Annotated in this window: 25 protein-coding genes and 1 tRNA gene; 12 read left to right on the forward strand and 14 right to left on the reverse strand. The window is 66.3% G+C overall.

The features are described 5' to 3' along the window. Positions 1 to 330 precede the first annotated feature (330 nt). A complete protein-coding gene (locus QP089_RS17030; protein WP_285912596.1) occupies positions 331 to 1,134 on the reverse strand; it encodes a putative endonuclease domain-containing protein in 804 nt (267 codons plus the stop codon). 622 nt (positions 1,135 to 1,756) lie between these two features. Here QP089_RS17030 and QP089_RS17035 point away from each other — a divergent pair. Beyond that, positions 1,757 to 2,422, forward strand: coding sequence for an abortive infection system antitoxin AbiGi family protein (locus QP089_RS17035; protein WP_285912597.1), 666 nt, complete (start codon positions 1,757 to 1,759; stop codon positions 2,420 to 2,422). Between the two features lie 38 nt (positions 2,423 to 2,460). Here QP089_RS17035 and QP089_RS17040 read toward each other — a convergent pair whose 3' ends face one another. Next, the gene (locus QP089_RS17040) at positions 2,461 to 3,246 is read right to left on the reverse strand and encodes a hypothetical protein (protein ID WP_285912598.1); all 786 of its coding nucleotides are present in this window, start codon (positions 3,244 to 3,246) and stop codon (positions 2,461 to 2,463) included. A 356-nt stretch (positions 3,247 to 3,602) separates the two neighbouring features. On the opposite strand from QP089_RS17040, the gene QP089_RS17045 reads away from it, so the two are divergent. From QP089_RS17045 to QP089_RS17060, 4 genes are all read left to right on the forward strand, one after another. After that, on the forward strand, positions 3,603 to 3,863 hold the full coding sequence (locus tag QP089_RS17045; RefSeq protein WP_285912599.1) for a hypothetical protein: 261 nt from the start codon (positions 3,603 to 3,605) through the stop codon (positions 3,861 to 3,863). Between the two features lie 125 nt (positions 3,864 to 3,988). Then, a complete protein-coding gene (locus QP089_RS17050) occupies positions 3,989 to 5,914 on the forward strand; it encodes a bifunctional DNA primase/polymerase (RefSeq protein WP_285912600.1) in 1,926 nt (641 codons plus the stop codon). Next, positions 5,911 to 6,075 (forward strand): hypothetical protein, encoded by a 165-nt coding sequence (locus tag QP089_RS17055; RefSeq protein ID WP_285912601.1) that lies wholly within the window; start codon positions 5,911 to 5,913, stop codon positions 6,073 to 6,075. The genes QP089_RS17050 and QP089_RS17055 overlap by 4 nt, the downstream gene beginning before the upstream one ends. A 198-nt stretch (positions 6,076 to 6,273) precedes the next feature. Continuing rightward, positions 6,274 to 6,429, forward strand: coding sequence for a hypothetical protein (locus QP089_RS17060; protein ID WP_285912602.1), 156 nt, complete (start codon positions 6,274 to 6,276; stop codon positions 6,427 to 6,429). A gap of 59 nt (positions 6,430 to 6,488) precedes the next feature. Here QP089_RS17060 and QP089_RS17065 read toward each other — a convergent pair whose 3' ends face one another. The 4 genes from QP089_RS17065 to QP089_RS17080 form a co-directional block, all read right to left on the reverse strand. Beyond that, positions 6,489 to 7,424 (reverse strand): hypothetical protein, encoded by a 936-nt coding sequence (locus QP089_RS17065; protein WP_285912603.1) that lies wholly within the window; start codon positions 7,422 to 7,424, stop codon positions 6,489 to 6,491. Between the two features lie 324 nt (positions 7,425 to 7,748). Further along, the gene (locus tag QP089_RS17070; RefSeq protein ID WP_285912604.1) at positions 7,749 to 8,741 is read right to left on the reverse strand and encodes a hypothetical protein; all 993 of its coding nucleotides are present in this window, start codon (positions 8,739 to 8,741) and stop codon (positions 7,749 to 7,751) included. Between the two features lie 529 nt (positions 8,742 to 9,270). Next, entirely contained in the window at positions 9,271 to 10,227 is a 957-nt protein-coding gene (locus tag QP089_RS17075; RefSeq protein ID WP_285912605.1) for a hypothetical protein, read from the reverse strand. Positions 10,228 to 10,291: 64 nt separating this feature from the next. Beyond that, positions 10,292 to 10,876: a hypothetical protein gene (locus QP089_RS17080; protein ID WP_285912606.1), complete on the reverse strand. Its 585-nt coding sequence runs from the start codon at positions 10,874 to 10,876 to the stop codon at positions 10,292 to 10,294. A gap of 407 nt (positions 10,877 to 11,283) precedes the next feature. Here QP089_RS17080 and QP089_RS17085 point away from each other — a divergent pair. Beyond that, positions 11,284 to 11,372: transfer RNA gene (locus QP089_RS17085), tRNA-Val, on the forward strand. Positions 11,373 to 11,659: 287 nt separating this feature from the next. On the opposite strand, the gene QP089_RS17090 is transcribed toward QP089_RS17085, so the two are convergent. Further along, positions 11,660 to 12,091 carry a hypothetical protein gene (locus QP089_RS17090; protein ID WP_285912607.1) on the reverse strand — a complete coding sequence of 144 codons (432 nt, stop codon included), beginning with the start codon at positions 12,089 to 12,091 and terminating at the stop codon, positions 11,660 to 11,662. A 59-nt stretch (positions 12,092 to 12,150) separates the two neighbouring features. Beyond that, a complete protein-coding gene (locus tag QP089_RS17095) occupies positions 12,151 to 12,936 on the reverse strand; it encodes a GntR family transcriptional regulator (protein ID WP_285912608.1) in 786 nt (261 codons plus the stop codon). Between the two features lie 80 nt (positions 12,937 to 13,016). Between QP089_RS17095 and QP089_RS17100 the strand changes: the two genes are divergently transcribed. Beyond that, a complete protein-coding gene (locus tag QP089_RS17100; RefSeq protein WP_285912609.1) occupies positions 13,017 to 13,448 on the forward strand; it encodes an NUDIX hydrolase in 432 nt (143 codons plus the stop codon). A gap of 98 nt (positions 13,449 to 13,546) precedes the next feature. Here the strand turns inward: QP089_RS17100 and QP089_RS17105 are convergent, their stop codons facing one another. After that, a complete protein-coding gene (locus tag QP089_RS17105; RefSeq protein ID WP_285912610.1) occupies positions 13,547 to 14,008 on the reverse strand; it encodes a hypothetical protein in 462 nt (153 codons plus the stop codon). A gap of 839 nt (positions 14,009 to 14,847) precedes the next feature. On the opposite strand from QP089_RS17105, the gene QP089_RS17110 reads away from it, so the two are divergent. Continuing rightward, a complete protein-coding gene (locus QP089_RS17110; protein ID WP_285912611.1) occupies positions 14,848 to 15,219 on the forward strand; it encodes a hypothetical protein in 372 nt (123 codons plus the stop codon). Between the two features lie 226 nt (positions 15,220 to 15,445). Here QP089_RS17110 and QP089_RS17115 read toward each other — a convergent pair whose 3' ends face one another. The 3 genes from QP089_RS17115 to QP089_RS17125 all read right to left on the reverse strand — a co-directional run bounded on the left by QP089_RS17115 (position 15,446) and on the right by QP089_RS17125 (position 18,808). Then, entirely contained in the window at positions 15,446 to 15,766 is a 321-nt protein-coding gene (locus QP089_RS17115; RefSeq protein WP_285912612.1) for a hypothetical protein, read from the reverse strand. Between the two features lie 23 nt (positions 15,767 to 15,789). Further along, the gene (locus tag QP089_RS17120) at positions 15,790 to 17,274 is read right to left on the reverse strand and encodes an AbeC-like domain-containing protein (protein ID WP_285912613.1); all 1,485 of its coding nucleotides are present in this window, start codon (positions 17,272 to 17,274) and stop codon (positions 15,790 to 15,792) included. A 310-nt stretch (positions 17,275 to 17,584) separates the two neighbouring features. Continuing rightward, positions 17,585 to 18,808 (reverse strand): cytochrome P450, encoded by a 1,224-nt coding sequence (locus QP089_RS17125; protein ID WP_285912614.1) that lies wholly within the window; start codon positions 18,806 to 18,808, stop codon positions 17,585 to 17,587. A 69-nt stretch (positions 18,809 to 18,877) separates the two neighbouring features. Between QP089_RS17125 and QP089_RS17130 the strand changes: the two genes are divergently transcribed. Beyond that, positions 18,878 to 20,359 carry a histidine kinase dimerization/phosphoacceptor domain-containing protein gene (locus tag QP089_RS17130; RefSeq protein ID WP_285912615.1) on the forward strand — a complete coding sequence of 494 codons (1,482 nt, stop codon included), beginning with the start codon at positions 18,878 to 18,880 and terminating at the stop codon, positions 20,357 to 20,359. Positions 20,360 to 20,405: 46 nt separating this feature from the next. Here the strand turns inward: QP089_RS17130 and QP089_RS17135 are convergent, their stop codons facing one another. After that, positions 20,406 to 21,092: a DUF899 domain-containing protein gene (locus QP089_RS17135; RefSeq protein WP_285912616.1), complete on the reverse strand. Its 687-nt coding sequence runs from the start codon at positions 21,090 to 21,092 to the stop codon at positions 20,406 to 20,408. A 194-nt stretch (positions 21,093 to 21,286) separates the two neighbouring features. Between QP089_RS17135 and QP089_RS17140 the strand changes: the two genes are divergently transcribed. From QP089_RS17140 to glnII, 3 genes are all read left to right on the forward strand, one after another. Beyond that, positions 21,287 to 22,135 carry a metal-dependent hydrolase gene (locus tag QP089_RS17140; RefSeq protein ID WP_285912617.1) on the forward strand — a complete coding sequence of 283 codons (849 nt, stop codon included), beginning with the start codon at positions 21,287 to 21,289 and terminating at the stop codon, positions 22,133 to 22,135. A 95-nt stretch (positions 22,136 to 22,230) separates the two neighbouring features. Then, a complete protein-coding gene (locus tag QP089_RS17145) occupies positions 22,231 to 22,680 on the forward strand; it encodes a group II truncated hemoglobin (protein ID WP_285912618.1) in 450 nt (149 codons plus the stop codon). Positions 22,681 to 22,886: 206 nt separating this feature from the next. After that, a complete protein-coding gene (gene glnII / locus QP089_RS17150) occupies positions 22,887 to 23,900 on the forward strand; it encodes a glutamine synthetase GlnII (protein ID WP_285912619.1) in 1,014 nt (337 codons plus the stop codon). Positions 23,901 to 23,955: 55 nt separating this feature from the next. On the opposite strand, the gene QP089_RS17155 is transcribed toward glnII, so the two are convergent. Beyond that, entirely contained in the window at positions 23,956 to 24,318 is a 363-nt protein-coding gene (locus QP089_RS17155; protein WP_285912620.1) for a DUF2203 domain-containing protein, read from the reverse strand. Positions 24,319 to 24,351 lie beyond the last annotated feature (33 nt).

Here is a 24,351-nt window from a genome sequence, read left to right on the forward strand (position 1 = left end):
GTTGACGGCGTCGAGAATGTCCATTTGCTCCGCAGTGAGCTGGTAGGTCTCGGCACGCTCACGTAGTTCGTCCTCGGATGCCGGCCCGCCGCAGAAGGTGTTGGCGTTCTTGCTTCAGTTCCTCGGCGGACCTACTGATCACCGTGGCCATGGGGTCCTCCTGAGGTCCGGTGTCGTCCATAGGCTCAGTTAACCCGCGGCCTCGGACACTCTCTGGGCGCGGGCACGCTGGCCTGGTTAAAGGTCTTCCCGCACAGTAGCCCAGGAAGCTGAAGGACTAGGAGTACTCGGTCAAACCGATCCTCGGTGGCTTACCTCTGTGTGAGCGCCTCATCGCAATCCGAACAGCCACCGCCTCAGTTCTTCTCGGAGGAGGCCGTCGAGGGCGTCTGGGTGTTCGACATGATGCGTCCCGATCCTGATCGTGCGGACGCCGCAGCGGTCCCAGTGCCGGTCGCGGTCGGCATCGTCGGCCTTACGCGTGGTCCGGTAGTGGTGGGGGCCATCTACCTCGATGACGAGCGCCCGTCCGTTCCCGATGACGACGAAGTCCGGGCTGCGGACGCCGGCGTCTCTAAGTTTCGCCCCCGCAAGGGGCAAGATGGCCAACGCCTTCTCCGGCGGACAATCCCGCTGAATGCCCACGAGCAGCTCGTAGACGACGACCTCGGCTCGGCTGGTGAACGTCAGCCCGTCCCGGGTGGGGTATCCCCCCGCCGTCCGCTCCCGCCGCGCCTGGTTGGTTGGAGGTGCGATCGTTTCCAGGTGGGCTTTGCTACGCCAGTCAGGGTCGACCGATGGCAAAGGCTCCGGCGCGGGCTGGACGACCAAGCTGAAGACGTCTTCTCGGCCATGCCTCGTCAGCACGGTTTCCAGCTTGGTCCAGATCCGGCCGATGATCTCCTGCGTGTACTCATTCTCCGAGAAAGGGGGCACCTGGAGGACAGCCTCGTATGAGGCGGCGGTCCAGTTGTCGCCCGGGATCGGATTGAAGTAGCCACCGTCCCGGCGAACGGACAGCTTGGCCTGTAGGACGAGCCGCTGGGCGAGTTCGTCCCCGGCCTCCCCGAGCAGGTGATGGGTCTGGCCCAGTACACGGTCGAGGTCGTCCTCGGCGTCGTCTTCGAGGGGCATGACGCCAAGGATCTCACTGCGTGCCAACCTCCGTAGAAGTCACGCGGAGCCATCCCACAAGAGAGCATTCGTCGCGGCCGCTCTGTGGTCACTGTCCCCATCTCGGGATCCCGAACGGAGCGACTCGAAGTAGGACGACGCATTCGAGCTGTCCTGCGAGACGTGCCGTGGCCGTGAGGACGAGGACTGTCCTCACGCCGTCCGTACCTGGTCCCGGATCCGCACCGGCTGATCGCGGTACGGACCTGGCAGGACGAGGACGGTACCCGTCCTGCAAGGACGGGCCTGGCGAGTTCGCTCTCGTTCCGGCCTCTCAGGACGGACAGCCTGGACGACGCGGACGACGTTCTGGTCCGGGCACGTGACGTTGGTAGTCCCAGCTCAAGCTGTTGGTCTCGTCTACGACGAGGGCCTACCTCGTTCTCGACGTCGACCTGATGGCGTACGCCTGGCCTCAGAACGATGGCGTACCCCGTACTTCAGCGCGGCCAGCACAGCGTTCTCGATAGCGTTCCGGACGCCAGGCCTTGCAGCCGCTTCGGTGACTGGTGGGCCTGACATAGGCCACTACGTGTATGTGGGGGGCGACTGATCGGTACAGCATGAGGACGAAGGAGCTGGGGTGCTCGGCTATCGAGGCAATGAGAACTGGCGCGACATGTCGGAGTACCTCGTCCACCTGACGGACGTCGATGCCTGGGGGACGATCCTCAGAGATCATGTGATCAAGGCTGAGAGGCCGCTGGGGACTGCCACGAACCTCGCGGAAAAGGGTGAGCTGGACCGGACACAGCACGCCCTCTGCCTAAGTGAGATCCCGCTGGACCAACTGGATCGGCTCGTCGAACAGCACGGTCGACTGGGCATCGGCTTCCGGCGGTCGTTCGTCCGGGAGCGTGGCGGTGCGCCGGTCTGGTACGTCCACCGCGACACCACCGACCTAGCAGAGGCCATCCAGAAGGTCGTGGGTCAGGCGATGGTCGGTGGCATTAACCCTGCCGACCCCATCTGGAAGCTCACGCCGTTCATCGACAAGCCCGGTTCGGGATCGTGGGGTCGCTATGAGTTCGAGTGGGAACGCGAGTGGCGCGTGCTCGGGGATCTGGAGTTCCGCGTCGGGAACATCGAGTTCCTGATCATCCCGGAGGAGGATCAGCCCTGGTTGCGAGAGCGCTGGGCCGCGAACTTCTGGGAGAGCATGCCGCCGGTCATCGACATCACCTGGGAGATGGGCCGGCTGCAAGCGGCTCTCATCGACTACAAGTTGTCCGAGGACGAGGCCGCCTGAACAGGTGAGCCGCGAGATGCGCTCAATCAGGAGGATGGCTACATCGGGATCGTGTCGATGAGGCTGTCGGACTTGAGGGTGTCAACGTTGGGTAGCGCGCCCGTGTCCCAGCGGATCGACCAGATCACGGGGTCGGCAGCACGTACGACGGCTCCAAGGTCGTCCAGGATGGCCATCACACGTTCGTGGCGGAGCTGAACTTGGCCTCCCACCGATGCCTCGTCCCAGATGTCGGCGTGCTTACTCGGGTCCTTGGCGAAGGCGACCACGTGATCGTCGGCGAAGCGTACTCGCCGCTCCTCAGTCCGGAGTTCGCCGCGCTGATGGGTCAACAGATGACGGAGGTCTCGGATGAATCTCACCCGGTCGGTCTCAACGTTGTTGCCGAGTTCTTTGTGGAAGCGGACGAGCGTGGGCCACCTCGGGCTCTGCTGGGCCCCCTTCGTGTGGAGGAGCATCCGGTATTTCTGTCCCGCTTCGTCCGTCCACCAGTACCTGTCGAGAGCCTCCTGTCCGGCCTGCTCCAGGTAGACCTCGAAGAACGTCACCGCTTCCCTGATCACGGTGGCACGGACGATCCACTCGAACTCATCAGGCCCGAGCCCATCCACAGCGTGATGGAACGCGTCGGCCTGCTCATAGCCGCTGGAATCTTCAGGATTGAAATTGCGGTTCGCGGTCTCGCCAGCCGAAGTCCAGTACTCGTCGAATCCCCGATCGGCCCATCCCAAGGCCAGCTTGGCGAACGCCCTGATCTCGGTGTCGGTGGCTTTCCACGCCTCGAAGGCTCTGCTGACCATGCCTGTACTCTCGTTCCAGCTCACGTTGCCGAGGGTAGAGATGGCCAGATCTTCAGGCACCCGGATATCCGAGGCGAGACGGTTCGGTGGCGGATCGCGGACTATCGAGGACAGCGGCCGAGGGCGGTCCTCACGAGGACGTGCAGGATGTCGTTCCCCAGTTTCATTGGTAGCGGGTACGTGACCTGCGAGACCAGGCCGATAGGGGCCTGCCGTACCCGCTCCGCTCGCGATGCGGTTGCCGGCACGGGCCTCGCATTCTCCTGAGTAGGGCGTTCACGAATGAGTTCGTGTACGGAGGCGTACTGTCCTGCGCGCTCGGGCTCCTCCCTAAGGAGTGAGGCGGACCGCCCGCTTCATCCGACGTGGGGGAGGGCCTCGTGCAGGACACCATGCGGTACGCCGAGCAGGACGCCGTGCCGAAGCTGGACGTGCTCGCGCTGTGGGCGGCGTTGGACCGGGATCGGCGGCTGCGGAGACTGACCAAGCGGGCCGTCGCCGAGGTGCTGGGCGTCCACCCGGCGGTCCTGGGGGCCTGGCAGTGGGGTGACCGGGTGCCCGCCACCGACTCGCTGGTGCGGATGATCATCTGGTTGGACGCCGACTTGCGGGACTTCATCAGTAGCCAGCCGCGTCCGTAGATTCTCGCCCTTCGCTGCTCTCCAACACTGTGCGGCACCGCCGAAGTAGTGGAGTGACAAAACGCGAAGAGCGGCCCCAAGGCTCCCCAGCCAGGCCGCTCTCCACCGAGATTGAAAGGTCAACTATGTTGACTATAGCGCAGAGCGGCAACCCGATCGCGGAGCCGCTGAAGTTCACCCTCATCCCGTTCCAGAACGTCGAGGCCACCGAGCCCGCTCCCGAGTACGGTCCCGGCGTGCGGGTCGGCACCGGGAAGTGGTCCAAGAAGCCCTCGGTCTACGGAGCCTTCACCGAGTACCCGTACGGCTCGGTTACCACCATCGAGACGCCGAGCGTCCGGGTCATTCACTACCCCACCGAGCGGGGCGTGGAGGCCGTCCAAGTGGGCGTCATCTGCTCGCCCGAGTCGGGCTTGGCGGTCATCGACGTGGACGACCCCGAGGCGTACGCCGAGAGCGACCTGGGGGAGCTGCTCCCGCTGGAGGAGTACGCCTACACCCGGCGGGGAGCGGGCGGCCACATCTACCTGGACATGCGGCACGTCCCGAAGGACCGGTGGCCGACCCAGGGGCCGATCCAGGGCGGGGACATCAAGAGCGCGGGCTTCGTGGCCGCCGCCGGGTCCCTGCACTACTCCGGCGACCGGTACGAGCGGACGGGCAAGCCCGTCCTGGTGGCCAACGAGCAGGAGTTGGAGGCGCTCCTGGAGGTCAAGCGGGAGAGCACCGGCTCCGCTCGTCCGGGGGCGTACCGGGGCGACGGCCACGGGGACGACGACCTCATGGCCCGCTCCACCTACGGGTGGGTGTTCTCGGGCCTGGACGAGAATGAGACCAGGGAGCGCTGGCAGGAGCTGGCGGACGAGATCCAGGACCCCTCCTGGCCGTTCCGCGAGCACGACTTCCAGCGGCACTACCGCCCGTGCGTCCGCAAGTACGAGCGCCACATGGTCGAGGAGCAGGCCCGGCTGAAGAAGGAGCAGGAGGCCGAGGAGAGGGCCCGCGAGCTGTCCGCCAGGCGGCTGCGGGGGCTGGCTCGGGCCCGGGAGGTGCGCGAGCAGTGCCAGCGGGACGCCGAGCAGCGTCAGGAGTTCATGGTCAACCTGGGGAAAACACCGCTAAGGGAGACTCCTGATACGTGTGTTCCCCACCCTGACCATGAAGGTCGGATGACTCTCCTGACTGGGCACGGGCGCATCGTCACCGAGACCTGGAAGGCCGCCAAGATCCACCGGTACCAGACCACGATGTGGAGCTTCGACTGGCGGCAGCGGGACGACGAGCGGCTCCTGGCCCTGGACATCCTGGCCAAGCTGAGCAGCGACGAGGACGTCCACGGGAGCGCCCCCTGGCTGGCCGACCGGCAGGACACCCTGGACGTCCTGCTGAAGGACCACCCGACCCTGCTGGGACGCACAACGGACGGCTACATCGTCGCCCTCGAAGACGACGGCGAGGAAGAGGACTACGCGTGGCGGTGCACGGAGTGCCGCAACGTGCACCGGCTCAAGCACTGGCCCAACCTGCCGCCCGAGATCGTTCTCGCACAAGGGTGCCCCCTGGCGACCGGGGTGGACGTCGCGAATGACCGGAAGGGGCAGAAGCGCCTGGTCGCCCTGTATGTGCGCCTTCGCCAGGAGCGCGAGGACGCGGCCAAGGCGGGCGGTCGCCCCCTCAACCCGACCAAGGACCGGGCCACCGGCAAGGCGATGGTCAACGCCTGGAACGGCGGGGAGCGCGGCGAGTACGCGTGCCTGTCGATCAACAAGGTCAACCGGATCCTGCGCAAGCTGGCCTACGAGAAGGTGCTGCTGATCCGGCTCCGCAAGTCCCGCAACTACCTGCGCAAGCACCGGTGCCGGACGGCCAGCCCGGTGTACGGCCCGCCCTCGGAGCGCCCGGAGCTGACCTCGCCCGACGACCACGTCCGCGAGGACGGCGAGCGACGACTCCAGATCGAAGACGACCTGGAGTGGAACCGCTTCTGGATGCGTCGCGAGCAGGCCCAAACCGAGGTCCACGAGCTGCGTCGTCAGGCGGTGGCGGCATGACCTGCCTCACCGGATGCAGGGTGCTGAAATCCCGGCGGGACGCGAACGGGCTCATCGAGTGGCTGATCGGCCAGGGCAAGGCGGGCTACGGCGACTTCGAACCGTGGTTCTGTCGGTACGACACCGGCCACTGGCACATCCAACGTCCTAAGCGCCGCTGACCCGGGCCCGGTGACCGCCAGCACCGGGCTCCCCGCGTAGGGGCCGGCGGGCTCGAACTTGGAAGTCATAACTATACGCGTACAAGATCACTAACTGTGACTTGATTCCCCGGCGACCTACCGAGAGATCCCCGACCGAAGTAACGAGGACGTGATGACGCGAGTACTCCGATTCTGACTATCCCCGGCGGCTGCAAGGTGCTGAGCGAGCGCACCGACGAGGTGTTGTACGAGTTTCCGGACGAGCCGCTGTGGCTGTCCGGCGGACGGCTCGTCCCCGTGCGGGACCAGGCGGTCCTGTACGCCGTCAACAAAGCCCGCTGGGTCCGCAGGCATCTAGCGACCATGCCCTAGCTGACGGCGTCCCAGCGGGCCCTCGGGGCGCGCGTGAAGAGGGACTTGGCCCGGCTGCGCTAGTCGACCGTCCCGGGGTCCTCGTCGATGAAGCCGTAGTCCTCCTCGATCGGCACATCTAAGACGATCTCCAGATCGGCGGCGGCGAGTTCCTCCGCGCCGATCGCTTCAAAGCCACAGGCACCGCAGGTGAACCGTTCGACGAACAGTTCGTACATGCCGCCGTCAACATCGTGCCGTCCGTGCGCATCGATGTGGATGTCCGGGTTAAAGATCAGATCGCCGACGTATAGAGCCTCTCCTTGGCCGCAGACCGGACACTTGGCCGCGACCCAGTCCTGCAGCTCATGCACTTCGGGTGTGGCCATCGCCTGCTGCCGGTCGAGGACCGACTGGCGCATTTCCTCCGGGATCTTCGACAGCCAGGAATCGAGCTTGTACTTCACCTGGGCGATGCGCTGTGCGACCCGGCGTTCGATCTCGTCGAGGGACTTGGAGATGAGCGACTCGACCAGGTCAGTGTGCTTCCCCCATCTTTCGGAGTCGGGAACCTTCATCTCCCCGAACAACTCATTCGCCAGCCGGAGGTACGCCGCGAGGAGGTCGCGGATGTCGTCCTTTTGGTGCTGGCCGACGTGCAGGGTCATGTTGCGGATGGCGGTGAGCTTGGTGATCTCCTGCGGCACCTTAATTCCCGGGAACAGGGTCCCGACTCGATCGACGGCCTGGGAGCCGCTGATCGTGTACGGCCCGTCCTGGGCCTTGCGCGCCATCTCGGGGAAGCCCGCAAGTTGGACGAGCGAGTCCAGCTTGCCCCGCTGGATGTCCATCAGCAGGACGGGACTTCGGCTGCACAGCACTGCCTTGGCCAGGTGCTCCAGGCTCGTGGCCGCGTGGGCGAGGATGACGGCGGCGTCGTCTTCTACGTAGGCGGTGAGCGCCCGGTCGGCGAACTCCTTCGCCGAGGCCAGGAGTCCGGTGTGGGTGATGGTCACTCGGATGACGGTAGAGATCGGCCTCCGGTGATCGCACCCGGTTTTCCCCTGATATATGGGGAACGTCACCTGTCAGATGATCTCGATCCTGAGTTCCCTGGTGGCGTCCGGGTTTGGAGCGAGCAGGCCGGCGAGGTGGTCCAGAAGTTCGGTGACGAGCCGTCGTGGGTCCTGCCGTGGGACTGGTGCCGGTACGGGAGCGGCCGGTGCTCTATGCGATCTACAAGGCCCGCTGGGTGTCTAGACAGCTCGCGCTTCTGCCTGAGATGTCGCCCGCCAGCGGGCCTTCGGGTGACGCGTGAAGAGGGACCTGGCGATGTTGCGCTAGTCCACGGTCCAGGAGCCTTCAGCGAAGTCGTCGGGTACCTGAAAATCTGCCACCCGGCCACCGAGGTACGCACGGACATTCCCGTCGATTTCTAGACGAGGTGGGACGCCAGCCAACTGCATCTCGTCCGCGTTGCTAAAACTAACGCCACAGACATGGCAATGCAGTTCCTCGGGCTGGAGCCAAACGGCGGGGATATTTGGGTCCTCGGACTCGTGCGGGGAATTCTTGTGCCACTCCACCCCCTCGCGGAGATGTCCAAGACAGAGTGCGCCTGCGTGGGTGCAGACCGGGCAGTCCACGAGTTCCGCCACATAGAGTTGGCCGGTGGGCGTCCGGACGGTACGACGAGCGAGTGGGTGCAGGACGCTCTGCCGGCCTGCGGCTACGGCCGCTTGCTCGGACTTTGGGATCTGCCCCATCAGCGCGCGCAGCCGGACTTTGGCCGCTGTGATCTTCCGGTAGACCTCGTGCTGAACGTCGGTCCACGACTGTCTCAGGAGCGTCTGGACCACGTGCGCGTGCCTTCCCCAAGGGGCGTCCATCCCCAGGTCGTGGTAAACCTCCTCGCAGTAGCGCAGGCACGCGGTTAGCAACTGGCGAGTCCGGGTCTCATCGAAAGCTCCTGTGTGCACGATGCCGTTTCGGACCTGAAGCACATCATCCAGGTCGGCCTTGGAGGTGCGGATGTCCACGAGTTTCTGGACGCGGGTCACTGCCTCGTTCGCCCCGATGGTCCTCAACGAGCCGAGCCGGGGTGCTCGGTCGCCGCGTCCGGTGAGATGCAGGAGATGGTCGAACCCCCCGGGTTTTAGTTCGACTAGGTACGCCGGGTTTGTTTGGATCAGGAGTGCCTTGGAGACGTGCTCCAGCAGCGTGCCCGCGTCCATGAGCACCGCGCGGCGGTCGTCGTTGGTGTAGTCCCGTAGGGCGCGATCGGCGAAGAACCGTGCGCTTGCCAGAAGCTCTTCATAGGTCGGAGTGCTCACTGGAAGACAGTAGAGATCTGCATCTGGAGATCGCATACTTTTTCCTTACAGTCCTGGTGAAGGCCCTTCGGTGGTCCAAGGGTGAGCGCCAAGGCTCGTTTGCCGTTGCTGCCGTCCCGAGCCAGCAGGATTCCCATGATCGCTAGTACGAAGCCCGCGAGAACGCCGGCGAACTGCGAATGAGAGGCGGCAGCCCGAGGAACGTCCAGTCGAGGTTTCCGCAAACCTCCTGTCCCTGCTCGATACCGCTCGTCAGCAGGTCAGACTGCCCCGTGCTCGACCAGATGGTCACGATTCCTCCGAGGGGTGGCGGGCTTCGTGATGCTCCGATGTTTCTAAGACGCCTGCCGTGCCCGCTGAGACCCTTACCGCTGCGGCTGGTATGCCTAACCTTTCGCTACGTGATCGCTGAAGGATTTACCGGTGGCCAAGCTCCGTCAGGTCGAGAGGCAGATGGCCACCAGGCTACGTCTCACTCCGTCCCAAGAGGCGTACGGACGCAGAGCGAAAAAGGACTTGGCCGGCTGCGTTAGTCGCTCATCCAAGGGCCTTCGTCCAAGAAACCGTCATCGTCTGGGAGTTCGTAGTCGGGAAGCCGGATGAAAGCATCCAGCCCCGCAGCTTCGAGTTCGTCCGAACTATGCAGCCGGAGATCGCAGACCCCACAGACGAAGATCTCCGCGATCATGGCCCACTCTCGGTCAACCGCCACCACAAGGTCGTCCTCGATCCGCTCGGAGAACAGAATATCCACCCAGCCCTTGCAGGACGCTGCTCCGTGCTTGCAGACGGGGCACGCCGTATTGCGTACCTCGATCCCGATAGCCTTTCCAGCGATCAGGGAGCCGGCGGCTACCTGTAGAGCATTCATCAGACTCGGTAGCTGCTCTGGCGGAATCTTAGAGACCAGGTCGTCGAAGTGGTACTTGGCCTGAACCATACGGCGGCGCACGTCCCGTTCGACCTCATCGAGCGTCTCGGAGATCACGGACTCTACGAGCGTCCGGTGGTCCCCCCAGCGGGCGTCGTCAGAGACGTCCAGCTCCTCGAAGAGCCGGTTGCCCAGGCGGACGTATGCGGCAAGGAGCTGGTGCACGTCCTGGGCGTCGAACTGGCCCGCGTGCAGGACACCGTTCCGAAGGGCGATGAGCTGCTTGATCCGCTCCGGGGGCACGGTGATGCCGGGGACGACGAGCTGGACGCGGGCGATGGCTTCCGAGCCGCTGATGGTGCGGACGTCCTTCGGCGGCTTCTTGGACCTGCTTCCTTCACCGGCGAGGTGCAGCAGGGAGTCAAAGGACCCGTTCTTCAGCTCGACTAGGAGCACAGGCTGGATGGAACACAAGACTGCCTTGCTCAAGTGCTCCAGACTCACCGCGGCGTCGGTGAGTGCTCTCTTGTTCTGGCCTTCGACATAGGCCCGGAGAGCGTGGTCGGCGTAGTCCTTCGCCGAGTCCAAGAGCTGGTCGCCATCAATGGTGCTCACACAGATGACAGTAGGGATTCACTCCGGTGATCGCACTCAGCTTTCCCCAGATCCTTGGGGAAAGTCACCGCCAGACGATGTCGATCCGGTCGGGGTTGAAGACCGAGTAGGGCCGGGTCGCGGGGCTGATCCGGATCTCCTGGATGTACGCCATGAGCGTGGCCCGCTGTTGGGCCAGCGGCCACTCCGGGTCCTCCCACCGCTCGCGCAGCTCGGCAGCCGTGAGGTTCAGCCGGGTCTTCACACCGAGCTTGGCCAGCTCCCCGCTGACGTCGTCCATCTTGGAGTCGATGAGGGCAAGCGTCTGGCGGTACTCCTTCGGGCTGTACTCGCCCTCGGCGAACTCCTCGCGCAGCTCGTTCTTGCGCCTTTCGTAGCCCAGCAGCTTGTCCTCAAGGGCCTTGCGCCAGTCATCGACCTCCGGGTCCCCGCTCGCCTCGATCTGCTCCGGGACGGCGCACAGCAGGTCGATGACGGGGTCGCCCATGTCCTCCATCTTGATGCTGCGCCTGCCGCAGCTGCCCGCCTTCCTGCTCTTGCACTTGTAGATCAGGTACCGCCTGGCGTCGCTGGACTTGGCGGGCTTCATCTTGATGAGGGGAAGTTGGGTGCCGTCGTCGTCGAGTTGGCCGAGGCGGCAGTCGCACATGACCAGACCCCTCGAGGGGAACTTGCGTGCGCCCCCCAGGCCGCCGGTGAACCGCTGGGGACGGTGCCTGACCCACCCGTAGTCCCGGTGACCGCCAGCACCGGGGCTCATCCGTGCCTGGGGGCCGGCAATCTCGCCCGGCCGAAGTCGTAGTCATACTCCGTGCGAGTCGTACGGAGTATCAGTAGGTATGACGCGCTTCCCTCGTTCGGCGGGAACGACGTCAGGATTGCTCCTGAAGTAGTCATAACCCCGTATCGCTACGGTGACCTGGTCAACAGAACTCGCCTTTGTGCCTTCCCCGCCAGGGTGGGGAACGGACTCAGAATCAGGATGACTTCGTTCCCCACCAACTATGGGAATGAGACGTCGCTTGTGCCATCATGGAGGCCCCAAGAGACGGTGCGGGGATGCGTTACCGCAGGTCAGTGGATGTGAGGGCAGCACTCGCCTTACAAGCGAGGAGTCGGCGGTTCGAAACCGTCCGCGCCCACCACCCAAAACCCCGTGTCTCTCACCAAGGCGCAGGGGTTGGTTCATGCCATTCAGGCGGATCGTGGGCGTCACGCGGCCACGACCATCCCGTCGCGTAGATGATCGCTCTGCGCAACTCCTGAGGATTCACGGCCTCGACAAGCCGCGGGACGCCTTGGACCCGGACCATCGCCCACCACGCTCCAGTCGCCTTGCCGTACCAGGCACAGACGCCCGGGAACTCGCTTTCGATCTGAGCAGCGACCGGACGCCCGCTCAGCCCGTCCGGAAGCACGACCCGGACCACGTTCATGAGTCGGCCTCGGCCGGAGAGCCAGCGAACGGCACTGCGAGCACTCGCGCGATCCGCTCCGCCGCAGTGTCGGTATCCAGTAACGGGCACAGCGGCTCCAGCTCCGGCGGAGACTGGCGCGTCGGCCCCGACCACACCCACAACCACCACAATGCGCCCTCGTGGTGGCGGCACACCATCTCTTGACGCATCCCCGGATGCATCAACGCTCCGCGCGGGTCATTCGGGTCGGGATCCCCGGCCGGATTGCTCACTCGCACCGCACCAATCCCGTGCACGTGAGCATCCAGCCCGCGCCGCTCGAGCGCGTCCACCAGTGCCAGAGCAGCGGCGCGCCAGGAACTCTCCTCGTACTTCGCATCTGCATCGTTCATGACCGAGACCTCCCAGGACGGAGTTGAAGGGCGGACGCCCAGGTCATCGATCACGCCTAGACGTCTAGACAAGTAGGGAGACCGTGTCACAACTCATCTAGATGAGTCAAGCCCTAACGCGCTGGGAGCTCGTAGGAGAGGACGTAGGCGTCACTCGACATGACCGTGTCGCAGACCTCGACCGCCCGTCCTGCCTGGTCATAAGCCGTACGGACCAGGTGGAACACCGGTACGCCGGGTGCGAGCCTCAACGCTCGCGCCTCTCCGCGCAGCGGCATCCGGGCCCGGATCTCCTCGGTGAAGTGGTCGAGACGATGGCCGAGTTCTTCCAGCCGAGCGTAGATCCCACCAGGCCCACTATCGGCCTGCGCGATCCGCGAGTCGCGAGCGATCGAGGCCGGGATGTACGAGGTCGCCAGCTCCACCGGGTGCCCATCGAGCAGATACCGACGCGTCCGAACGATGACCAGGTCATCACTTGCGAGATTTAGCTTCGATGCAATCTCTGTCGAAGGCGTGCTTTCCGTGACATCAATGGAGTCGACCGACGGAGTGACGCCGGCCTCCTCGGCCTCCGCGATGAAAGCCGCCTTGCCTTGCTCGCGGTGATGCCGAGCAAAGCGGTCGGAGGCCAGCCTCCGTACTGGCGGCCGGGACCGAACGAAAACGCCTTTGCCGTGCTCGGCGACGGTCAGCCCCTCGCTCTGCAGAATCTGGAGAGCATGGCGCACCGTCATCCTGGCAACGTCATAGTGACCGATCAGCTGGCTCTCCGAAGGGAGCTTCTCGCCCGGTGACAGCTCTTTGCTGTCGATTGCCGCCCGCAGGTGATCCGCGATCTGCTTGAAGACCGGCCGATCGCTTGTCGGATCCAGGTCCGGCAACCCTAGCTCGCCCACGCGCGGCCAGCTCCTCAACTCGTACGTACATGTACTAGCGTTGAGTCTAGTAGCCAGACCTGGTCAGAGGAGCTTGCGAAATGCCCGGCAGTCGCCACTCCGTCAGCGTGGCGGGGGTCGTTGTGGACGACCAGGGGCGCGCCCTCCTCATCCAGCGCCGTGACAACGGTCGCTGGGAGGCGCCCGGCGGCGTCCTGGAGCAGGACGAGGACATCATCACGGGCCTTCGCTGCGAGGTTCAGGAAGAGACCGGCCTGGACGTGACGCCGATCGCCCTGACCGGCGTCTACAAGAACATGACCCGCGGCATCGTCGCCCTGGTCTTCCGCTGCAAGGCCGAGGCCGGCTCCCTCCGGGAGTCCGACGAGACCTCCGCCTTCCGGTGGGTCACAGCCGACGAGGTCACCGAGCTGGCCGACGAAGCCTTCGCCATCCGAGTCCAAGACGCCCTGGCCGCGCATCCGGCGGTCCCCATCCGCCAACACGACGGCATCCGCATACTCGGCAGATAGTCCAACGGCCGGGCATCGGTTCGCAAGTAACACGCCCAGGCTCTGCCCCCGCTCACACGCGCGGGGAGTCGCTTCTAATCATCAGACTGGATAGTTGGTTAGTTCGGAGTCGCCAAAGCCAGGATGGATGCCACGGAACCCGCCACCGTTGCGATGAGCATCGCGCAATCGTAGGCCAAACGGGTAACGCCTCCCGATTCGGATATCTGCGTCGCTTCCTCATGATTGTCCCGCTCGCTTCCCCTGTATCGGCGCGCTGGAGGTTCGGGAGCCGGTCGCCGCAACGTCATGCCCGCCAGAATGGCATTTCTCTTTATTCGCTTGTGCCTCCGGAAATGACAGGCGCCCAACCAGCCATACGCAGTGTTGCCGCACGCGCCTCCGTCTACTCTTTCAACGTCGCACGACGTCTGACGGAAGAATGCCAGATAAATGAAAGCGCCGAGAAAGATCAATGCAATAAAGGCAATCCAGTTCCGAATGAAGGCAGTGTAGGCGAATGCAATAACGAATATTAGACTGATGGCGCGATCGGCCTGCTGGCGCTCCTTCTTGGGCATAGTTTGTCCCGCTCCTCCTTCGCGGCGTGCGGCCGTGAAATACTGGACGACATTATCGGCAAATCGCCGACGGCTCTCGGTGAGAGCGGTTTCGGGCGTGTGGGCATCATCCGGTCTATCGTGTAAAGATCGCAATGTAAAAATGCACACACGGCGACCTCATGTATCTGACTAATTGAAGGTCGCCCCTATTGATCTTTTTAGGTAGCCCGAATCGATGTGCCGTTGCTGGAACCATGTGGGCGACCTTCCGTCGACCCATGCCGTCCAAAGGGCGTGTGGCGTGGGCGTCGGTCACCGAGCGGCCGTGCTGGGCCGCGCATCGCGCCCCGTCTGATGCAACGGCCGCGGCCGGCGGGTGCGGTGGCACTCCAGTGAGACGGGCCGTCCGGGGGCGTGCTTGGGCGGAGGTCGGGGGCGCTGTCTGGTGACCGTTTGCGCCCAGTCGGGTGAAGGTCTCGTTCGCCGAGGTGGGGCATTGCCTTCGATGTGGTGGGGGAACAAGCGGTGCCTCGGGTGGGGCTTGGCGTGCACTGTGGGGACGAGGCGCAGTGGTTGAGGTGCTGCAACTGGATGGCCGAACGAGGTCAGGGGGCGCACTAGGTGGGGTCCATTACGGCAGGTGACGAGGCCTCCGCCGACCATAAACACTCTCCGTAGCCTGTATTGCGGCACTCTGTGTAGTCGGATGCGTACGGATGGCTATAGATGCTCTTTGTGTTCTTAGTGACACTCCTGGTGTTCAAGTCCGTGGGCTTCTCACCGTCTGTGCGTCGGCGCATCCGCAACTTGGTGGCGCAGGGTGCCGGCGGTGGGGGACCGCCATCGAAGGAGAGCACATGCCGTCCTTGAAGATCACCGCTGCGACTCTGGCCGTGACCGCCGCGGCGACCTGCCTGGCTTCCGCCGGCGTCGCCAGTGCGCAGAACGCCGGTGCACCTGCTCGGCCGGACGCGTCGCGGGTCGCCGCCCTCCCGGCCGGCTACCAGATCGTGGCCCTGCCGAACGCCAACGTCCCCAACTTCCAGCGGCGGACCCTCTACTGCCCGGGCAGCAAGCACGTTCTCGGGGGTGGTGGGGAGGCGCAGGGCAACGGCGCCATCCTCGTCGGGTCCTTCCCGACGTCGGACGGCCGCGGCTGGATCGCGCTCGGCCGCCAGATCGGCTACAACGACGTCGGCATCAGCGTTTACGCGATCTGCGCCGACTGACCGTCCCGCCCTTCCGGTCCCGGCCGCCCGCGCGGCCGGGACCGGCTCGCGCCTGGGGGCGTCAGGACGGACGAGGGTGGGCGGTCAGTTTGCAGAGGTTGGGGGAGCGGAGCTCGCGTGGCATTAGGTCGTGCTGGGTGGGCCGGCTGGAGCCGTATGTCGAGGAGGGAGCGGCGGCGCTTGGGGCGCTGGCGCGGTTCGCGGCTCTCATCAGGTCGGTCGGGGCTCATATGTGTTGGATCGCGCCGGCGACCTGTTCGGCTGCGCCTGCTATGGCGGTGGTGGCTGCGGCCGCCGTGGTGATCTGCTCGATCAGGCGGCGCAGGCGTCCCGGGTTGGGGTTCTCGTTTTCGAGTTCCGCTTCGAGTTGCTCGGCGGTCTCGTCGACGTCGGAGGGGAGGGGCGGCGTCGCGGCGCTTATCTGGCGCCGGAGCTCGCGAACCAGCGGACCGAGGTCGGACGTCCGGTGGTGGTGGACATGCTGGCCGCCGTCACCGAAATGGTGGCCCGCGCCGGAGATGCCACCGGGAAAGTTGTAGGTGCTCACAATGACCTCCTGCGTGCGCGTGGCTACTCTCCGGACTGGGGCGGGTCGTCCGTGTGCTTCTGCACTCCGTGGTCACCGAAGATGTGTCCGGGGCCGGTGATGTCTCCGGTGAAGTTGTAGGTGTGCATGCTGACAATGTGCTGCTGCTTGGTCTTCAGATCGGAGGTGTCGATGTTGTGTTCGCCGAGGAACTCCTTGGTGGCGGTGAGAACGCCCTGCTGGAGCCGTTGGAAGTAGTCCACGGCGTCGGTGCGCTCCGCGAAGCCCATCTCGCCGAAGTCGCTGACGACCTCGCGGATGACCATGACCGCGCCGTAGTCGACGTCGCGCTTTCGTTTGACGTCGTGTCGGCCTGAGGCCTGCTGTTCGAGGAACTCGCTGGAGACGAACGGGCGTGCCAGCAGCATGGCGGGTGCCGCCAGTACGAGCGGCAGACCCTGGAAGCCGTGCGTGGCGACCGTGTCCCAGAAGAGTTCGTTCCGTCTCCGCGGAAGCTTGTCCACTTTGGACACCAGCAGCGGGGACAGCGGCGGTAGAACGTAGGCGTGCGTTTCCCAGGTGAGCCTGTCCTGCACGAGGCGGGCGCGCACGTACATGGAGACGACCAGCGCGCCGCCCCGGCTGACGTGCTGCAAGCACAGGTAGGTGCGCGTTTGGCCGCCTTGGACGTTCACCCCTGCGCGCACGAGGCGCTCGTCCACCGTCGAGACCGGACCGCGCAGCGGATCCGGTACCAGCCCGGGGACCTTCGTGGCCGACAGGCCGGGGACATAGAGCCGGTCGACGGCGGTCAGTTTCTCGAAGCCGAGACCGGGCATCCGCTCGATCAGGAACTCGTGCAGGTCGGCGGCGGTGAAGGAGCGGATGGCCAGCGGGTTTCCGGAGGCGTCCTTGGCTGCGGTTCCCACGTCGATGGGGGCCCATACCGCCTCGGTTATGCGCCATCCGCTGCCGATGAAGGGGTTGTCGGCACCGATCTCGGCGTCGTAGACGACCACGTTGGCCCGAGAGCGCTCCGCGAGCGATTTCTCCAGCGCGGCGGAAAGACGCGGAGCCGATTCGCGCGGGTCGTGCCCTTGATCGCGCACCAGGCTCAGTGCCGTGCGCCTTGACGCCAGTTCCGATCGGACATTGACCACCGCGCCGGCGGCCAGGAAGAGCAATGCGATGAGCGCCATGACGAGAGCGCCCCGAGGGGAACCGTTGACCGCCTCCACGACGGCCAGGGCCAGGGCGGCGTAGAAGAAAACGATCCCCGCGCTCACGCGCCGAAACCGGAGTTTTTCCAGCTCGTAGGCGTGGACCGCATGCCTGGCCACGGCGATATCGTCGATACCGTGTGACGGGGCGGCCGCCACCATGCTCGCGTGGCACAGTTGTTCGCGGCAGAACTCGGCGAATCGCCAATCCAGGTATACGGTCGCGCACAGTTTTCGCGTGACGGCGTCCGTCTGCGTCTCCGGCAGTGCGAGAGCCGACAGAAGCCGATCCGGGTCGTTCACGTTCACGTCGGCTCCCTAGACCGATGGCTCACCCGTGCTGCGACTTGGCAGGGCGAGTGGCGACCGCCCTGGGGAGAGCTTAACCACGGATTGCTCACGCTTCCGTCCCGCTTCGATGCTGACCGTAATCGGCCAGGTGATCCATTCGCGCGTGTGCTGCGACGGGACCGAGTGAGGCGGCCGGGGGTCGGTTCGAGGGCGCGTGGGGCCTTTTGAATGGGCACAAATAGGACTTTGTGGCCGGTGGGTGGGAGGTTGAAGGCCGGTCGCGGGGAGGGGGAGTTCGCGTGCCGGGCTGGGGCGGGTTCCGGAGGCCTCAGCGAGGGGTTAGGTGGACGGGCATGTGGCGGATGCCTGTGTGTTTGTTGCTTCTTGTGTGTTCGATCGGGGCGGTCAGTTCGAGGGAGTCGACTCTGTCTAGGAGGGTGTCTAGCACTACGCGCATCTCCATTCGGGCCAGGGCGGCGCCTAGGCAGAAGTGGCTGCCGCGGCCGAATGCCAGGTGGGGGTTCGGGGTGCGTGTGATGTCGAAGTGGTGGGGGTCGGGGAATATTTCTTCGTCGCGGTTTGCGGACGCCCACCATAGGGTGACCTTGTCTCCTGCACGGATCTGCTGGTCGGCGATGGTGGTGTCGCGGGTGGCGGTGCGGCGGTTGTAGGGCGTGGGGGAGGCCCATCTGAGCATCTCTTCGACGGCGGTCGGGAGCTGGTTTCTGTTGGACTGGAGTTGCTCCCATGTTGCCGGGTTCTCGATCACGGCGTGTATGCCGATGGCTAGGGCGTTTCGGGTGGTTTCGGTGCCTGCGGCGATCAGGAGGTTGAAGAGCATTTGCTGCTCTAGATCTGAGAGGGGAGCGCCGTCGATGTGGGCGTTTGCTGCGACGGAGAGGAGGTCGTTGGTGGGATTGGTTTGTTTGCGTTTTAGGAGGGTTGAGCCGTAGGCGAACATTTCCGCTGCTGCCTGTTGGGTGCGCTCGGTACTTTCGCCCAGGGCTCGATCTTTGTGGTCTAGCGTGGCGTCGGCCCAGAGGAGTAGTTGGTGCCGGTCCTCTTGGGGGACGCCGAGGAGTTGTGCTACTGCTTGTAGTGGCAGTTCTGCTGCTATGTCGGTCAGGAAGTCGCAATCGCCTTTTGTCAAGGCGGTTTCCACGATTCGCTCTGCGCGTTGGCGGAGGTCTTCTTCGATCGTTCGTAGTGTGCGCGGGGACAGGCTCGGGGTCAGCAGGCGGCGGAATCGCTGGTGCCGGGGGTCGTCCATCATGTTCAGCAGGACGCCGGTGGCGAAGCCGCTGGGGAGGTCCTCGATGAGGGTGCCTCCGCCCGTGCGGCCCGGTCCGCTCTCGGAGGAGAACGTCGCGGCGCCGGACGCGGCGGAGACGATGTCGGCGTAGCGGCTGATCACCCAGAATCCCTCGCCGCCCGGGGTGTTCTCGGTGGCGGGGTGGAACCAGACCGGCGCGTCCCGCCTGAGCCCGTCGAAGACGTCGTATGGAAACCCGTGCGCGAACCGATCCAGGTCGGTCAGATCGAGGTCGTCCATCGTTCAAGGCTGGCATCGGTCAGGGGTTCAAGCAACTGCTTGTTTGTTCGCGGTGCCAGGGAGAATGCCGTGGGAGACGTTGTGGGGGCTGAGGATTTTCAGGCGCGGGTTGCGCGGCTGATGTTGTGGACCGCGCTGGGGTTGGTCTTCTGCGTCCGGTTGTTCGACGCGGCCAGGAAGGGGCTGGGCGTCGAGGCGTGGGTGGTGGCCATGGCGTCCTATCCGCCGTTGGTGGCGTTGCTCGCGCGGCGGTGGCGGGCGGGCGTGCGTTACACGTCGCTGGCGGTACTGGTGGTGCTGGCCTTGGCGCCGTTCGCGCTGGTCGGCATGGAGTGGGAGTGGTTGCCGTGGACGGTCGGGGCGGGCGTGCTGGTCGCGCTTCCGGCGCGGGTGTCCTGGCCGTTGCTCGGCCTCGTCCTCCTCGGCACGGCGATCGCAGGAGCGCTGGCCGGGGAGCCGGTCGGGATCTGGTTCTGGCGGCCGCTGGCGCTGGCGACGGACGCGCTGATCGTGTTCAGCCTGCACACCGTCAGCCGGATGGTGGTGGATCTGCACGCCGCCCGCGACGACCTGGCCAGGCTGGAGACGGTCCGGGAACGGCTGCGGATGGACGCCGAGCTGCGCGAGACCGTGGGCACCGGCCTGCGGTCGATCGCCGGCAGGCTGGCAGCGGCGGCGGCCAGTGCGGCGCCCGAGGACGCCCGTGCCGAGGTCCGGGAGGCCACCGAGACGGCGCGACGGACGCTGACCGAAGTGCGTTCGATGGCGAGCGATTACCGCGACGCAAGCGACCGCCGCACACCGCCGCCGGTGAGGTCGCCCGGGTTCGTTCGCCTCATCCTCGTCGCCGTGGTGCTCATCCAGGCGGTGAGGGAGGTCGTGAACGTCTTCCTCCTTTCCGGGGACCCGCGCTGGCTCTACCTGCTGGTCCCGCTGCTCGCCGTGAGCGTGCCGTTGCTGGTGTCGCGGCCGGGACGCGGGAGGCTGATCGTGCTCGGGCTGCTGATGATTCCGGTGGCCTGGCCCGGGAGTTACGTGGCGGGCGTCCTGGGCGTGGTCGAGGGCATGTGGGGGCTGCTCGTCGGCGCGGTGCTGGTCCGGGTGCGTCCGCCCAGGTCATGGGCGATCGCCGCGGCCGTGCTGGTCCTGGTGGCCGTGCTCTCCGTCACCCCGCCTCCGGTCTCTCCGCCGACGGGCGTGGTGACGGAGCTGCTTTCCACCGTGATCCTGGCGTGGCTGTTCTACAGCCTGTCCCGGCTCTCGGATCTGGTCGTCCTGCTCGATCGGGCCCGGCACGAGCTGGCGGCGGCGGCCGTCGCCGCCGAGCGCGTCCGGATCGGCCGTGACCTGCACGACGTGCTGGGTTTCAGCCTGTCGGCGGTCGCGCTGCGCGGCGAACTGGCCCTGCGGCTGCTCGACCGCGACCCGGTGCGCGCGGCGACCGAGCTGGCCGCCCTGGTCCCGGTGATGTGGGTGCACAGCTCGTTCCCCATTCCCGAGGGCGAGCGCGCCCACTACCGTCTCAACGCCGGTGAGCGCCCGACGACCTGACGCTCGCGTGGCCGGACGTCCCGCCCTCGGTCGGGGAGCCGCTGCCTTAGGCGTCCTCGCCGTAGGCGGCGGCGATGTCCTTGGAGCTGGGCCAGCGGCTGTACGTGGGGGACTGCGGCCAGCCCTCGGGGACGTCCTGCCACTCCTCCTGACGGCCGTACGGCAGGAGGTCGATGAGCGGGAAGGTGTAGCTGAGCTGCTCGGTGCCCCGTCCGCTGGTGTGCCAGGTGCGGTAGACCGTGTCGCCGTCGCGCAGGAAGACGTTGACCGCGAAGGCGCCGCCGGGCGGGGCGCCCACGTCGGCGCCGAAGGAGCTGTTGGCGGTGGAGTACCAGGTCATCTTGTTGCCGACCCGCCGCTTGTAGGCGAGGGCCTCGTCGATCGGGCCCTGCGTGACGATGACGAAGCGGGCGTCGTAGGCGTCCAGGAACGCGAGGCGCGTGAACTGCGACGTGTACCCGGTGCAGCCCGGGCACTGCCACGTCTCGCCGGGGAACCACATGTGGTTGTAGACGATCAGCTGGGACTTGCCCTCGAAGATGTCGGCGAGGCTGACCGGTCCGTCCTCGCCCTCCAGGGTGTAGTCGGGCATCTCGACCATCGGCATCCGCCGGCGCTGGGCGGCGATCGCGTCGAGTTCCCTGGTCGCGGCCTTCTCGCGGGCGCGCAGTTCCTCCAGGTGGCGCTGCCAGGTCTCGGCGTCGACGACGGGCGGTAGTGCCTTGGCGGTCATGGGCTCCTCCGGGTTTCGCTCGTGGCCTGTAGGGGTGGACCTCGCCCGGTCGCAGAACTCATCGGCCGGTCGGCAATTGGCATGGCGTCCAATTGTGACGCGGGTCACTTACCGGCAGGGTTGATGGGATCATGCGGGCGTTCGTACCGTCGAGGGCAAAGCGGATATCCCCCTCTGAACGGACCTGAAGTCCCATGAGCACTTCCGCCTTCCGCATCCGCCCCCGCACCGTGCGCGCCCGCCGCGTCCAGTTCGAGTACCCCGAGGGCCGGCTGCCGCGCCACTACATGAACGACGACCTCGTCATGAGCCACATCGTCACCGTGCTGTCGTCGGTGTTCCCCGAGGGCGAGGACTTCTTCGTCAAGACCGTGCGGCACTACCGCGACGAGGTCACCGACCCGGAGCTGAAGACGCAGGTCGCCGGGTTCATCGGCCAGGAGGTGACGCACGGCCGCGAGCACCGCCACTTCAACGAGCGGCTCCGCGGGCTCGGCTACCCGACCCGGTTCATCGACCGCCAGACCAAGTACGGGCTGGCGCTCCTCTCCCGGGTGCTGCCGCCGGACGTGCAGCTCGCCGTCACCGCCGCGCTGGAGCACTACACCGCCACGCTCGCCTACGTGCTGCTGAACAAGCCGGAGGCGCGGGACATGTTCACCGAGCCGGAGATCCGGCGGATGTTCCTGTGGCACGCGCTGGAGGAGAGCGAGCACAAGTCCGTGGCGTTCGACGTCTTCCAGACCGTCAGCGGCGACCAGCGCGTCCGCCGGTGGGTGATGAACGCCGTCACCGTCGACTTCCTGCTGTTCGTCATCGGGCTGACGGTGGTGTCGCTGGCGCTCGACCCGGAGGCACGTCGTCTGCCGCGCCTGGCCCGCAGCCTGCGCCGCCTGCGCACCTCGCCGTTCCTCCAGCGCGACGTCGTCCGGCATCTGCGCGACTACAACCGGCGCGACTTCCACCCCGACGACAACGACACCACCGCCCTGGAGCGGGAGTGGAAGGCCAAGCTCTTCGACGAGCAGGCCGAACTCGGCTGACCGCGCCGGCGGCCGGATCCGGCGATGCCGTGGACAGGGGCGGGCCGGTGCTGCGATAAACGGCGTGTACCGGACACGGCGAGCTTGGTGGGGTCATGCGGACGCTGTACGAGCATGCGGGAGGCCATGAGGGCCTCCACCGGTTCATCGACGTGTTCTACTCCTCGCTGCTCGCCGACCCGCTCCTGCAACCGCTGTTCGGCGAGGGACGGCCCACGCACGTCGACCACCTGACGGCCTTCACCGCCGAGACGTTCGGCGGCCCCGACACCTTCTCGCGCGAGATGGGCGGCTTCTCCCATCTCATCGAGGTGCACCGCCACCTGAAGATCACCGAGGAGCAGCGGCGCAGGTTCGTCGAGCTGTACATGGCCGCGGCCGACGCCGCGAAGCTGCCCGACGACGCGCCGTTCCGGCAGGCGCTGCTGGAGCACGTCGAGTTCGGCACGCGGGTCGCGGTGCAGAACTCCCACGCCGAGACCGACGACGAGCTGCACCCCCTGCGCGAGGTGCCCCGCTGGGACTGGCCGTCCGGCACCTCCTGACGCGGCCCCGGCAGGAAGCGCTGAACGAGCGGGGCCCCGGGCCCGGACGGCGCGGTGCGAGGCGGGGTGTGAGGAACGCCTCGGTGCGGCCGGGGCGCGTGTTACACGGCGTTCACATATGGGCAACAGGTGCGAAATGCCTGGTTGGCAGCGTGTCCCGTGCCGAGAAACCCACAAGGCCCCGGCAGTGAGCGAAGGGATCGACGTTGAGCTACAAGGCCGAGTACATCTGGATCGACGGCACCGAGCCCACCGCGCGGCTGCGGTCCAAGACCAGGATCCTCCCGGACGGCGCCGACCTGCCGGACTGGGGCTTCGACGGCTCCAGCACGAACCAGGCCCCCGGGGACCACTCGGACTGCGTGCTCAAGCCGGTCTTCTCCTGCCCCGACCCGCTGCGCGGCGGCGACCACAAGCTCGTCCTGTGCGAGGTCTTCCTCGTCGACGGGACGCCGCACAAGACCAACACCCGCGCCGAGCTGCGTCCGATCGCGGAGCAGTACGCCGACCAGGACTCCTGGTACGGCATCGAGCAGGAGTACACCTTCTTCAAGGACGGCCGCCCGCTCGGCTTCCCCGAGCGCGGCTTCCCGGCCCCGCAGGGCTTCTACTACTGCGGCGTCGGCGCGGACGAGGTGTTCGGCCGCGAGATCGTCGAGCGGCACATGGACGCCTGCCTGGACGCCGGCCTGAAGCTCTCCGGCATCAACGCCGAGGTCATGCCCGGTCAGTGGGAGTTCCAGATCGGCCCGGCGGGCCCGCTGGAGGTCGGCGACCACATGTGGGTCGCGCGGTGGCTGCTCTACCGCATCGCCGAGGAGTTCGACGTGTCCGCGACGCTCGACCCGAAGCCGGTCGAGGGCGACTGGAACGGCGCCGGCGCGCACACCAACTTCTCGACCAAGGCGATGCGCGAGAACTACGACGCCATCATCACCGCGTGCGAGGCGCTCGCCGAGCGGGCGCAGGAGCACGTCCAGGGCTACGGCGCCGACATCGAGCGCCGCCTGACCGGGATGCACGAGACGGCGCCGTGGAGCGAGTTCAGCTACGGCGTGTCGAACCGCGGCGCGTCCGTGCGGATCCCGTGGCAGGTCGAGGTGGAGAAGAAGGGCTACATCGAGGACCGCCGCCCGAACGCCAACGTCGACCCGTACGTGGTGGCCCGGCTCATCACCGGCACCTGCTGCGCGGCGCTGGAGAAGGCCGGCCAGGTCTGACGAACGAACGTGGCAGGACCCCGGGGGGGGCGACCCCCGGGGTCCTTCGCGTTTCTCAGGGCAGGGGGCGGCGGCCGGCGAAGCCGAGTTCGGTGCGGTGGAACCAGGCCAGCTCGGTGTCGCCCTCCAGCCAGCACAGCCGCACCGACCGCCCGTCCAGCGTCGCGGGGAAGTCGATCAGGAACGGGGCGATGCCCTTGATCTCGATGCCCTGGTCGGTGAACCAGCCGACGTGCTCGTCGATGCGGGCCTCGTAGGACTTGGCCTCGGCCATCCCGCCGAACGCCGACTCCCCGGCGGTGCGCAGGTCGAGGGCCAGTTCGGCGAGGTCGGCGCGGAGCCGGACGATCTCGGCGGCGCGCTCGCGGACCTCGGGGACCAGCGCGCGCGCCTGCGCGACGGTGAATTGTCGTTCCACCGTGCCGACGCTATCGGTCCGCGCGCCCCCCGC

This window comes from Actinomadura opuntiae (genome assembly GCF_030283205.1).
GTDB lineage: Bacteria > Actinomycetota > Actinomycetes > Streptosporangiales > Streptosporangiaceae > Spirillospora.

What these genes read in the sequence shown, in the direction of transcription:
- QP089_RS17030 (WP_285912596.1), bottom strand. Translation starts at nt 1,134, where the DNA reads ATGCCCCTCGAAGACGACGCCGAGGACGACCTCGACCGTGTACTGGGC.
- QP089_RS17050 (WP_285912600.1), top strand. Translation starts at nt 3,989, where the DNA reads ATGTTGACTATAGCGCAGAGCGGCAACCCGATCGCGGAGCCGCTGAAG.
- QP089_RS17055 (WP_285912601.1), top strand. Translation starts at nt 5,911, where the DNA reads ATGACCTGCCTCACCGGATGCAGGGTGCTGAAATCCCGGCGGGACGCG.
- QP089_RS17080 (WP_285912606.1), bottom strand. Translation starts at nt 10,876, where the DNA reads ATGTGCGACTGCCGCCTCGGCCAACTCGACGACGACGGCACCCAACTT.
- QP089_RS17100 (WP_285912609.1), top strand. Translation starts at nt 13,017, where the DNA reads ATGCCCGGCAGTCGCCACTCCGTCAGCGTGGCGGGGGTCGTTGTGGAC.
- QP089_RS17105 (WP_285912610.1), bottom strand. Translation starts at nt 14,008, where the DNA reads ATGCCCAAGAAGGAGCGCCAGCAGGCCGATCGCGCCATCAGTCTAATA.
- QP089_RS17110 (WP_285912611.1), top strand. Translation starts at nt 14,848, where the DNA reads ATGCCGTCCTTGAAGATCACCGCTGCGACTCTGGCCGTGACCGCCGCG.
- QP089_RS17125 (WP_285912614.1), bottom strand. Translation starts at nt 18,808, where the DNA reads ATGGACGACCTCGATCTGACCGACCTGGATCGGTTCGCGCACGGGTTT.
- QP089_RS17135 (WP_285912616.1), bottom strand. Translation starts at nt 21,092, where the DNA reads ATGACCGCCAAGGCACTACCGCCCGTCGTCGACGCCGAGACCTGGCAG.
- QP089_RS17140 (WP_285912617.1), top strand. Translation starts at nt 21,287, where the DNA reads ATGAGCACTTCCGCCTTCCGCATCCGCCCCCGCACCGTGCGCGCCCGC.
- QP089_RS17145 (WP_285912618.1), top strand. Translation starts at nt 22,231, where the DNA reads ATGCGGACGCTGTACGAGCATGCGGGAGGCCATGAGGGCCTCCACCGG.